The sequence below is a fragment of the Pseudomonas sp. ERMR1:02 genome, from assembly GCF_002277815.1.
Classification (GTDB): domain Bacteria; phylum Pseudomonadota; class Gammaproteobacteria; order Pseudomonadales; family Pseudomonadaceae; genus Aquipseudomonas.
In genome coordinates, this window is the sequence record NZ_NKJI01000004.1 from 83,162 (window position 1) to 94,891 (window position 11,730).

An 11,730-nucleotide genomic window follows, 5' to 3' on the forward strand; every position below is an offset into this window, starting at 1 on the left:
TATCGTGGGCAAACTCAGCTCCTACGGGTTTTACAGCGGCTCGAACGGACGCAGGCGGTACTGCGGCGGCAATTGCTCGAAGCCGCTGATGGTAGTGTTCAGGCTTTTCCAGCGACCGTCCTTGATGCCGTAGATGCAGCCGTGAATCGATAGACTCTGTCCGCGGTGCCAGGCGTTTTGCACGATGCTGGTGTGACCGACGTTGGCCACTTGCTGGATCACGTTGAGTTCGCAGAGACGATCAACCTGTTCCTCTTCGGTATCCAGTTGGGCGAGCTCTTCACGCTTTTCGTAATAAAGGTCGCGAATTGAACGCAGCCAGCCATCGATCAAGCCAAATTGGCGATTTTGCATCGAGGCACGCACACCGCCGCAGCCATAGTGGCCGGTAACGAGGATGTGTTTGACCTTCAGCACGTCGACCGCGTACTGAATCACCGACAGGCAGTTGAGGTCTGTGTGCAGCACAACGTTGGCCACGTTACGGTGCACGAACAGATCGCCCGGCAGCATGCCGACGATCTCGTTGGCCGGCACTCGCGCGTCGGAGCAGCCGATCCACAGATATTCAGGCGTTTGCTGGCGAGCCAGTTTGGCGAAGAAATCCGGATCTTCCTTGGTGATCGCGTCAGCCCAACGCTCGTTGTTATCAATCAGGTCTTGTAAGTCGTGCATGCTGGGAAGCCTCAAGAATGATTCGTTGCTTTGACAGACGACCGCCCGTCGGGGTCACGAAAGGATCGCAGGTGTTTCCGTTGGAATTCTCATGCGGCCGGTGAGTCCACCGTAGTAAGGCCCACAGTATGAGGCCTACAGTATGAGGAATGGCCATGACTGATTCACGACGTCCGTATGATGCGGTGCAACCGGAGCCCATTGATGATAACGAAGACCGCATGGGTTCGGTGAATGAGCTGGACTTCGACGACGAACAGCCCAGCGCGAAAATAGGTGACGAACTGCAAGAGCGCGAACGCAAGCAATTGATGCCTCGCGAACGCGTGCTTGAAGCGGGCATGACCGGTGGTTCGATCGCTGACGATGAGCCTACCGACGACGATATGAGTCCGGAAACCCTGATCCGTGAGGATGGCGCTCGGGATGCCCGGGAAGCCGGTGAAGGTAATCAGGCCGATTGGGATTTGAGTATTGTCGATGAAGACGATATCGGAGGCGGCAATGGGCTGGATGAGGAGGAACTGGCGCGGCGCGATCCTCTCGACGGGAAGCATTGACCAGCGTTGCTTGATCGTACGCCATCGCGGGCAAGCCCGCTCCCACAGGATTTATGTCGTTCACAACATTTGGATGCGACGCACTCAACCTTGTGGGAGCGGGCTTGCCCGCGAAGCTTTTAGGGCTTAATCCACCAGGGTGCAGGCCATGACCACCGCATCTTCGCGCCCGCCAACCGCCGGGTAGTAATCCCGTCGCCGACCGATTTCGTTGAACCCATACCGCTCATACAACTTGAATGCCGCCGTGTTGCTGTCGCGAACTTCCAGAAAACACTCCCGGGCATCGGCCTTATAGGCAATCGACATCAGATGCTCCAGCAGTGTCAGACCGAGGCCACGCCCCTGGTTTTCCGGTTTCACGGTAATGTTGAGCAGATGCGCTTCGTCGAGAATAATCTGCACCACGCCGTGACCGACCTGCTGTTGACCTTCGAACATCATCCAGATCTGGTACTTGCCCAGGCCATCGAGAAAAATTCCGCGGGTCCAGGGGTGGCTGTAGGCGGCGTATTCGATTTTCAGTACAGCTTCCAAATCCGCCTCGGTCATCGGGCGAAACGATACAGCGTCACTCATTTGATTCTTTCCAGCGCGCCATAAGCCGACGCATGGCTTGCCAGACTTCAGCCTTACGCTGTGGCTCTTCCATTAATAATTCCAGACCCGGTAAGGCCCAGACGCAACCCAGGCCTTCGACCTGGAGTTCGCGGTTGAAGGATTCTGCATTCGCCTCACCGGCGAAGCGCACCGCTGGCAGGCCGACCAGCCACAGACAAACACACGGTGCTTCTTCCAGCCGCACCGAGAGAAAGCCCTGCACGAAGTCGCGGGCTGCTTCCGGCCCCTGATCCATGGAGCCACGCACCAGCAGCGGCCAACGCACCGGTTCTCCGACGATCTGCGGACTGTCCGGTAGACCCGCGGCGCGCAACATGTCCTTGAGCAGCAAATACGCGGGATCGCGGGTCTGGAAGGTTTCGCCTGTGGGCAACTCCACCAACAGCAGACAACGCCCGGCACGCAGCAATTGCAGTGCAAAACGCGGTGGCGGTACGGGCGCGACTTTGGCGACGACCGGAGCCACTTCGGCCTCCGCCACCGGTTTGGCGCCGGTACGCGTGCTCCCCTGCGATGGCCGCGGCACCTCGATCTTCACCCGCTCGGTCGGCTTCACCACCGGCTCCACGGGCGCATCGACCACAACCGCCAGCGCTGACGGCGCGACGACCAACGGCTCGAGCGGCTCCAGCAACTCGGGCCGCGACGGCGCAGCAAAGGGCAGTTCGGTGCGCGGCAGCCAATTGACCACCTGCATGGCGCTCAGATAGGCGCGGCGACGGGACTCGATAAGCAAAGGTCAGCCACTTGTGGATAACTAAAGTGCGGTGATTCTACCGCCCTTCGCTCAAGATCGCCCGCTGTTGATCGATAGAAAGCCTACTGTCCGTCCCGAGACTGAATCGCATTGCCTGTGATGCAGTACAATCTCGGCTTTTATTCGCCAACCCGCCGGCCATTCCGATGATCGAACCCAAGCGCGTCTTGCGCGCCCTCGCTGAACACTGGGCACTTCTGGAGCCACTGTGCGAGCACTTCGACCAGGGCACCCTGAGCCTCAACGAATTGCGTTCGCAGTTGGCCGCCCAGCAACTGGACAGTACGCCGCAAGACATCACCAGCCTGCTGGACCTGTGGATTCGCCTCGACATTCTGGTTCCCGTGGCGAAAAGCCCGAACCGTTTCGAGCTCAATGCGCAGATCCACGACTTCCTTGCTTATTTGCGCCGTGAACACCGCTTGGGCCTGTGCCTGGAAATCGAAGCCTACCTGCGCCATCTCGAACGCCTGGCCGGTTACATCCAGGATGCCTTTGACATCCGCGACGGCAACGACCTGGCCCGCCAGCTGCGCCTGCTCGACATGCGTGTGCGCGACGTACTGAAAAAGCTCGCCAACGATGAACAGGCCCTGGTGGCGGTCGCCGAGCGTGCCAAGACCAGCGAACGGCAGATCCCGTTGCGTCAGCGTTATGCCGAGGTTCTGGCAACCTGGGACGAATACGTCGAGCCGATGATTCAGTTGGTGAATGCCGACGGCGCCTTCGAACAAGGTGTGCGCAAGGTAGAAAACGTCCTGTTGAAGATGCTCACTGAACAGCAGCGTCTAGGCCACCTGGTCGATGACGACATGCTGCTGCGCACCCATGCGCGCATCCTCGAGATGCAGACCAGCGCCCAGTTGACCCTGCGCCACGCCCGCGAGTTGCTGTTGCCGCTGCGTGAAGAAGCACGCCGGCATAACGCCGTGACCCGTGGTGCGGCGCTGGCACTGTCGATGATTCGTCGCAAGGGCATCGATGCCGTGCCACAAGCGGCGATGCCAATGTTCACCCGGCCGCAAAGCACCTTCCTTGGCAGCGCCAGTCAGGTCGAAGCCTACGTTTACGCCCTGGCCCGTTTCGAGCCGAAACCGACGCGGTTCCCCAAGGCGCACAAGACCCAGAAAGGCGAAGCACCCCGCGCGCCACGCACAGTCCGGGAGATGCTCGATCGTTGCGAACACGCCCTGCCGATGCCGGACCTGATGACCTGGTTGCTGGAGCAGGAACCGGACGGCGCCACCGACGAATTGCTGTATTGGTTCTCCCGCCTGTCCCGGGAAAAACGCTTCAAGCGTGAACGCCTGGAACGCCGCGATTACCACACACACGAGCACCAGGTCAGCCTGCGCTCCTTCGCCCTGCTCTCGGCGGACGATGACGCCACCGAGAATTCTGCGAGCATTCCATATGCAACTTGATCTATCCGAACTGTCCCAGCTGGCGCCGATATTTCGCGAGCTGTTCAAGGGGTACCACGTCAGCCGCCGCGATCCGGAGCTGTACGCGCAACTGTCGAACTTTCAAGACCAGTACCGCACGCTGTTCAAGGCGTTGGGGTTTGAACTGGTGTGCGACACCCGTGGTTTCTACTACTTCGTGCCGGACCTCGCTGCAGCTGCGGTGAACAAGACTGCCCAGCGTCTGGCGCTGTTCACTTTCATTCTTGTCGAGCATCTGGCCGACCAGGGCCGCGACCCGATCGCCGTGCTCGATGGTGGCAGCCTCGGCCGCGATGAGTTGCCGTCGCTGTTGGAAAAGTACCGCGACCTGTTTATCCAGGCGGAAGTACAGACCGTCGAGGAACTCGAAGAAAAAATCATGCGGCGCATGACCCAGCTCGGTTTCGCCGGCGAAGAAAACGGTGTCTATCGCTTCCTGCCGCCGATGCACCGCTTCCTCGATGTCTGCCTGTCGGTTCAGCAGGATCGCGATCTGGCCGCCAGCTTGCACAGCGTGTTGCCGCTACCGGCGCCGGTGCTGATCGACGATGACAGCGATGAAAAACTGCTGGAGACCGACGACCCGCTGGATTTGGCGGAATTTGAGGAAGATAGCGAAGAAGACGCCCTGGCCCGCGCCATTGCCGAAGAACAGGAGCTCGACGCATGAGCAAGGAACGCTACGGCATCCGCCGCTTTGCCCTTTTGAACACCGCCGGCTACAGCCTCGGCCTGTTTCCGCTGGAAGAGCCACTGTCGGTCTACGGCGCGAACAACCTCGGTAAATCCGCTTCGATCAACGCCTTGCAGTTCCCGATCCTGGCGCGCATGTCGGACATGAGCTTCGGCAAATACAGCCTGGAACAATCCCGACGTTTCTACTTCGCCTCGGACACCAGTTACATCCTGGTCGAGGTCTCGCTACCTCACGGTCCGCACGTGATCGGCGTGGTCGGTCGCGGCCCCGGCGGCGGCTTCGGCCACCAGTTCTTTGCCTACGCCGGCAAACTGGACCTGGCCCATTACCAGAAAAACGACACGTGCCTGCGCCAGAAAGAGCTGTTCACCAACCTTGAGCGCGAAGGCCTGAAAGCCTACGAACTCAAGCCGGACGAGCTGCGCCGTCTGCTGGTCGGTGGCCACACTTCGATTCCGCTGGACCTGACGCTGATCCCGTTGCGCTCCACCAGCGAACAGAGCCTGAAGACCTTCCGTGCGCTGTTCATCAACCTGTTGCACATGCGCGAAATCACTGCGGCCAAACTCAAACAGCTGTTCCTCGATGCCTTCGAGCACAGCCTGCGTTCCGGTAGCGTGGATTACATTGCCGCGTGCGAAGAAGCCTTCCGTGATGTACGACGCATGGAGCAGGACTACAACTCGCTGGTTGCTGCCGGCCCGCTGGTCGAAGCCTTGGCCAACGGCGTAAGACAACGCGACATTCTGCGCGGCAAGCTGCATCGGATCTCGCCACTGCTCGATTCCCTGCTGGGCACCTGGTCTGACTACGCCGGTGGGCGCAAGGAAGAGCTGACCATTCAGGCCGAGCACTACCGCAACGAGCAGGACGCCCTGCAAAACGACCAGCGTGGCGGCACCCAGGAACTGATGCGTCTGGAGCGGGAAATCACTGGTATCCAACGCTGGCTCGGCGAACTGTCAGTGCTCAAGCATCGTTTTGCCCTGGTCGATGACGTCAAGGTGCTGGAGCAACAACTGCTCGCCGCCAAGGATGCTCACGATGAACTGGCCGGTGCATTGGCCCAGTCGCGTCAATTCAGCGCCGAGGACCTGGAAGAGCGCCTGCGGGACCTGGAAAAACGCCTGAAGTCAGTCAGGCAGCAGCTCGATCACGCCGACAACAACAGCTATGCCCGCCTGCGCGAAGAGTTCTCGCAGCAGGATGTCGAGCGCCTGATGCGTCTGTTCAACAGTGCGTTGTTCAGCCTGCCGCTGGGCGAGCATGGCATTGCGCTGGACGACAACGGCGATTGGGTAAAATCCGTGGAGTTAATTCTCGACGGTTTCAAAGGCGAGCGCTTCGAAGTGCCGGGCCTGTCGATCGACATCTCGCATATCGAGCCGCCGGCCCTGCAAGCCTTGGCCGACCGTGCGGCACTGCGCGATCAGAAAGAACGTCTGGAAAAAGAACTCAAGCAACTGAAAACCCAGCAAGCCGTGGCCGCCGACCGCGCCGCGAGCAAGACCCAGACTGAAGCGCTGTACCAGCAAGTACTGGATGCGCAGAAGGCCCTGGAAGATTTCCGTCGCGCGCAAACCCTGAGTGCCGAGGAAGGCGACAAGCTTGAACAGCTCGCACAGATGGAAGCCGCGCAGGACGAATTGAAGCGTTCCAGCGATGCATTCACCGAGCGCGTCCAGCAGCTGTCGGCCAAGCTGCAACTGGTCGGCCGACAGATCGCCGACATGGAAGCCAAGCAACGTACCCTCGACGACGCTTTGCGCCGCCGTCAGCTATTGCCGGCGGACCTGCCGTTTGGCACGCCATTCATGGACCCGGTCGACGACTCCATGGACAACCTGCTGCCGCTGCTCAACGACTATCAGGACAGCTGGCAAGGCCTGCTGCGCGCCGATGGGCAGATTGAAGCGCTGTACGCTCAGGTACGCCTCAAGGGTGTGGCCAAGTTCGATAGCGAAGACGATATGGAGCGTCGTCTGCAACTGCTGATCAACGCGTACGCACACCGCACCGATGAAGCCCTGACCCTGGGCAAGGCTCGTCGTGCAGCCGTTACCGACATCGCCCGGACTCTGCGTAATATCCGCAGCGACTACGACAGCCTCGAACATCAACTGGCGCTTTTCAACCGCGAGATCAACAAGCGTCAGGTCTCCAACCTGCAAAGCTTCCGCATCGTGCTCGCACCGAACAAGGAAGCGCTCAAGCACATCGACCAGATCATCCACAGCGCAGGTCAGTACGAAGAAGGCGAGACGCTGTCGGTGTTCGACCTGAGCCAGAGCGCGGAACAGGACAACAAGAATGAAGAGGCCAAGGAATACCTGGCGCGGCTGGTAGCCGCCAACCACAACCAGCTCGGCCTCAAGGACTTGTTCGAACTGGCGTTCGAGATCACCAAGGTCAACGGTCAACCGGTGATCCACACCGACATCGACGGCGCCGCATCCAATGGCACCACCATGACCATCAAGGCGCTGACCAACATGTACTTGTTGCTGCACTTGATGGATCGCGACCTGGCCGGGCGAGTGCGCTTACCGTACTACCTCGACGAGGCCGCGGACATCGATGAGAAGAACCAGGCGGCTCTGCTGGAAACCAGCCTGCAACTGGGCTTCGTGCCGATCCTGGCGAGTGTGAAACCGCAAGTCTGCGCCAGTGTCGCCATCGACCTGGAAGGCGGCAGCGGCCCGGCCGGCATCTACATCGACGAAGCGGACTGGAAGTACATTCGTCGTCATGATCAGGTGAAGGCGACGGTCAATGTCGAAGCGGATGAGCCAGAGCTGGATGCGGTTTGATTTGCTTTGACTGAAGGCAACAAAAAGGCCGCGATCCGATGGATCGCGGCCTTTTTTTGTGCGTTCATTTAGCTTGGCAGTGAACTTCAGGGCCTCTTCGCGGGCAAGCCTCGCTCCTACAGTTTTTGGTGTCGGCACAACCCGTAGAAGCGAGGCTTGCCCGCGAAAGCGTCATCACAGACGCCCAAGTATCTCCCGCTATTTACTGATGGAAATCTTCGGCGCCCAGGTCAGCCATTCCTCTTCAAACTTATCGAATAACGGGAACGTTTGCTCGGGACGCGCCGCACTGCCCATGCGATCGCCGTCCGGGGTGGCAAACGCAACGCCACCCTGAATCATGGTTTCCAGCGATTCAGTACGCATCGTCGCGCCTTTGAACAGGCCAACATCAAAATCGAAACCGCTGGTATTCCAGAAGCGAGTTCCGCTACGCACCAACGGTGCGTACTTCGGTTCGATCAAAATGCGGATCAACACCCGGTCCGCGGTCTGGCCCAACTCATATCCCGTCACCTTGCCCACTGTGATTTCGCGATACGTCACAGGCACCCCGGCCTTCAGCGAGCCCCGGCGAGGAGCGCTCAAGATCAGGCTCAACCCGGCTTCTTGTTTTGCAGTTTCTGGAGGATTTGGCAGAGCGACAAAATTCTTCTGCGGACCAAGGTTCTTCATTGCGGGCTGCACTTCGATGTATTGCCCGGACACCAAAGTCTCAAGGTTCGACGTCTTGATCAGACCCAGCTCGGGTTTGACCACCCAGAACTCACTACCGACCCGCGTGATGCGCTCAGGCACTTGCGTGATGCGTGCCGTCAGCAGTACCGATTGCATATCATCGCTGAGGTCAACGTTTTCGATCTTGCCGACATCCAACCCTTTGAAGCGAACAGGCGTCCCGGTGCGCAAACCATCGGCTCGGTCAACCTTGATCGTGATCATCGCGCCTTTTTGCGTGGCGTCTTCATGGCTGGCAAATAACCGGAAACGAGGAATGCGCTTTTGCAACGGCGCCTTGGCTTCCGGCGTTTCAAAGGCAATGCCGCCGGCCATCAGGCTTTGCAACGACTCACTCTTGACTTGAATCCCGCCGGTGAGCCCTCCCGTCAGCGTGATGCCGCTGGCATTCCAAAACCGAGTCGAGGCGTTGACCAGATTTTCGTATTCCTTCTCGATGTGGACACCGATCACCAACTGGTTTCTCTTGCGCGAAAACTGATAGCTCTGAACCGAGCCCACCTTGACCTGTTTGTAGAGAACCGGGCTGCCGACTTCCAGCGAACCGAGGTTATCGGTGAACAGCACCAGGTGCAGGCCCGGCGAGCGCAGATCCAGCGGCGGTGGCTTGGGCCGCGCGACGAATTCGCGTTGCGGTGCAGCGCCTTTATCCCCTGGACGCACGGCGATGTAGTTACCTTTGACCAATGCCTCAAGGCCAGTGATGCCCGCAAGGGAGATCGAAGGTTTGACCACCCAGAATTGAGTGCCATCGACCAGGTAGTCCTCGGCCAATGGGTCCAGTGTCAATTCGGCAGTGGCGGCGGATAGATCGGAATCAACCTTGAGCGCCTTAAGCGTACCGACCTGGATGCCCTTGTACATTACCGGTGTGCGACCGGCCTGCAGGCCTTCGAAGTCGCTGAGTTTGACCTTGACCTTGATCCCGGCCGCAGCCGCATCGAAGTCTTCGTAAAGACGGAACGGCAGGCTCGGATCGGTGGGCGGGCTGTCCTTGCGGTTTTCCGGTGTGGCAAATGCAATACCACCGGCGACGATACTGGCCAGGGATTCGCTACGTACTTTCACACCAGACAGGTTGGCGTCGATGCTGATGCCGCTGGCGTTCCAGAAACGCGTGTGTTTGCGCACCAACTTTGCGTAAGTCGGCTCGATAAACACTTTGAGCTCGACGGTGCTCTGGTCTTCAGAGAGCAAGTAGCTTTTGATCTGACCCACCTTGATTTGCTTGTAGAACACCGGGCTGCCGCGGTTCAGCGAACCCAGTCGATCGGCCTTGATCGTCAGGTGCAGGCCGGGTTGGGCATCGGACAGTGGCGGCTCTTCAGCCAGCGCCTTGAACTTGCGGGTGGGCTCGCCTTCGCCCGGGCTGATCGCGACGTAGTTGCCCGAGACCAGCGTCTCCAGGCCAGTGATGCCGGCCAGGGTTACGCTCGGTTTGACCAACCAGAAGCGCGTACTCGTGCGCAGGTATTGCTCCACGTCCTTGTTCATCTCGACAGTGGCAATCACGCCTTTGGAACTGCCTTCATCATCAAGCTTGAGGGTCTTTACCTTGCCGACTGACATGCCTTTGTAGACCACTTCAGTCTTGTTGGCCTGAATGCCTTCGCCGCTTTCGAAGCGCACCTGAATCTCGATGCCTGTTTCGGTGTAGGCCCGCCAGCCAAGCCAGCCGCCGATGACCAAGGCGATCAGGGGCAGCACCCAGATGGCAGACCAGTTCGAGGCCGGTCGGGTTTTCGCTGTTGGCAAATCATTCATGGTCGTCGTCCGACTCCGTGTTATCCCAAATCAGTCGGGGATCGAAAGTTACTGCTGCAAGCATTGTCAAAATCACCACACTGGCAAACGCTATCGCGCCAAGATCAGCCTCGACGCTGGCAAGTCTTCCAAAATTTACGACCGCCACAAGGATGGCGATCACAAAGATATCGAGCATCGACCAGCGGCCGATAAACTCGATAAAGCGGTACATCCAGATTCGCTGCCTGGCCGAAAGAGGCTGTCGCCGCTGCACGGAATACAACAGCAATGCGATGCCTACCAGTTTGAAGGTGGGCACCAGGATGCTGGCGATAAACACCACGGCTGCAATGGGAATCATGCCGTGCTGAACCAGCTGAATCACACCCGAAATGATGGTACTGGGATCACCCTTGCCCAGTGAGCTCACGGTCATGATGGGTAAAACATTGGCCGGAATGTAGAGAATTGCTGCGGTAATCAGCAACGCCCAGGTCCGCACCAGACTGTTCGGGCGACGGGCATGAACCAGTGCTCCGCAGCGAGTGCAAGTCTGTTCATCTGTATCAGCTTCCTGCTTGTTCAATTCATGGCATTCCGCGCAAATCAGAATGCCTGCATCAATCGCCCGCATGGGCATCCTCTCCTGATAATGCCTGCCAGATCTGGTGAGGCGACATCACGACCTCCAACAAAACCTGAACCAATAACAAACCGATGAAGCAAGCGAGTCCGAGACCTACGGTCATGGCTGCCATATCTGCCAGTTTTACGATCGCCACCAGCACGCCCATGAGGTAAACCTCGAGCATCCCCCAGTCTCGTAAGTGGTGATAAATGCGGTAAAGCAGCAAGCCATAGCTACGCCCAATATCAAAACGGATACTCAGCAGGACTGCCAGTTGGCAGAGCAGCTTGAGCAATGGGATGCCCATGCTGCACAGGAACACGATGACAGAAACGCCTTGCATGCCCGTGTTGAAAAGGCCGACAACACCGCTCCAGACAGTATCTTGCGATGACTGCCCGAGTAGATTGAGCTGCATGATGGGTAAAAAGTTCGCAGGGACGTACAACAAGAGTGCCGCGATCACCAAGGCGAGACTACGCTGCACGACGTTGTATCGATGGGCGTAGAGCTCGTAACCGCAACGAGGGCACAGGGCCTTCTCGCCATGAGCAAGCTCGGGCTTGCGCATCAGCAAGTCGCACTCATGACACGCTACCAAATCGTCCAGCGGTAATTCTGACAGCCCGGAGGCGTCAACCGGATCTGGCATAAAGGCTCTGACTCCGAAAAAGTTGGACCTATTCTAGTGTCCTGAGTCGAAAATAACTGTGCAAATTTGTGCGCAGGCACATCGTGCTTTTTCTGCGGACAAAACAAAACCCCTACCTGCATACGCAGATAGGGGTTTCGGAATTTAATCTTGACGATGACCTACTCTCACATGGGGAAACCCCACACTACCATCGGCGATGCACCGTTTCACTGCTGAGTTCGGGATGGGATCAGGTGGTTCCAATGCTCTATGGTCGTCAAGAAATTCGGGTACCGAACCGTCTTTCGACGCTTCAGCAAATTGGGTATGTAATAGATTTGTGTGTTGTGCGAACTTTCGGTTCATTGCGTCTTCACACACCGCAATCTGGCCTTTCGACGCAAATTGCTTGGGTGTTA

10 protein-coding genes and 1 rRNA gene are annotated in these 11,730 nt (G+C 58.4%); 4 read left to right on the forward strand and 7 right to left on the reverse strand.

Features of this window, described 5'->3' with window-relative positions; genetic code table 11:
* Positions 1-30: 30 nt before the first annotated feature.
* On the reverse strand, positions 31-675 hold the full coding sequence (can, locus tag CES87_RS08970) for a carbonate dehydratase (RefSeq protein WP_128605856.1): 645 nt from the start codon (positions 673-675) through the stop codon (positions 31-33).
* Positions 676-830: 155 nt separating this feature from the next.
* Here can and CES87_RS08975 point away from each other — a divergent pair, with 155 nt between their 5' ends.
* Positions 831-1,235 (forward strand): serine kinase/phosphatase, encoded by a 405-nt coding sequence (locus tag CES87_RS08975; RefSeq protein ID WP_128605857.1) that lies wholly within the window; start codon positions 831-833, stop codon positions 1,233-1,235.
* A 126-nt stretch (positions 1,236-1,361) separates the two neighbouring features.
* Here the strand turns inward: CES87_RS08975 and rimI are convergent, their stop codons facing one another.
* Complete coding sequence (gene rimI / locus CES87_RS08980; RefSeq protein WP_128605858.1) at positions 1,362-1,814, reverse strand: ribosomal protein S18-alanine N-acetyltransferase; 453 nt, start codon at positions 1,812-1,814, stop codon at positions 1,362-1,364.
* Entirely contained in the window at positions 1,807-2,553 is a 747-nt protein-coding gene (locus CES87_RS08985) for an energy transducer TonB (RefSeq protein ID WP_128606102.1), read from the reverse strand. Before CES87_RS08985 ends, rimI begins: the two co-directional genes overlap by 8 nt.
* A 206-nt stretch (positions 2,554-2,759) precedes the next feature.
* Between CES87_RS08985 and mksB the strand changes: the two genes are divergently transcribed.
* From mksB to mksF, 3 genes are read left to right on the forward strand one after another with little or no spacing between them, the layout of a single operon-like run.
* Positions 2,760-4,037, forward strand: coding sequence for an Mks condensin complex protein MksB (mksB, locus tag CES87_RS08990; RefSeq protein ID WP_178081407.1), 1,278 nt, complete (start codon positions 2,760-2,762; stop codon positions 4,035-4,037).
* Positions 4,027-4,728: an Mks condensin complex protein MksE gene (gene mksE / locus CES87_RS08995; RefSeq protein ID WP_128605860.1), complete on the forward strand. Its 702-nt coding sequence runs from the start codon at positions 4,027-4,029 to the stop codon at positions 4,726-4,728. The genes mksB and mksE overlap by 11 nt, the downstream gene beginning before the upstream one ends.
* Complete coding sequence (gene mksF / locus CES87_RS09000; protein ID WP_128605861.1) at positions 4,725-7,565, forward strand: Mks condensin complex protein MksF; 2,841 nt, start codon at positions 4,725-4,727, stop codon at positions 7,563-7,565. Before mksE ends, mksF begins: the two co-directional genes overlap by 4 nt.
* Before the next feature lie 198 nt (positions 7,566-7,763).
* Here the strand turns inward: mksF and CES87_RS09005 are convergent, their stop codons facing one another.
* From CES87_RS09005 to rrf, 4 genes are all read right to left on the reverse strand, one after another.
* The gene (locus CES87_RS09005) at positions 7,764-10,067 is read right to left on the reverse strand and encodes an intermembrane transport protein PqiB (protein WP_128605862.1); all 2,304 of its coding nucleotides are present in this window, start codon (positions 10,065-10,067) and stop codon (positions 7,764-7,766) included.
* Positions 10,060-10,683, reverse strand: coding sequence for a paraquat-inducible protein A (locus CES87_RS09010; protein WP_128605863.1), 624 nt, complete (start codon positions 10,681-10,683; stop codon positions 10,060-10,062). The genes CES87_RS09005 and CES87_RS09010 overlap by 8 nt, the downstream gene beginning before the upstream one ends.
* Complete coding sequence (locus tag CES87_RS09015; RefSeq protein ID WP_128605864.1) at positions 10,670-11,329, reverse strand: paraquat-inducible protein A; 660 nt, start codon at positions 11,327-11,329, stop codon at positions 10,670-10,672. Before CES87_RS09015 ends, CES87_RS09010 begins: the two co-directional genes overlap by 14 nt.
* Before the next feature lie 148 nt (positions 11,330-11,477).
* A 5S ribosomal RNA gene (gene rrf / locus CES87_RS09020) occupies positions 11,478-11,593 on the reverse strand.
* Positions 11,594-11,730: the final 137 nt, after the last annotated feature.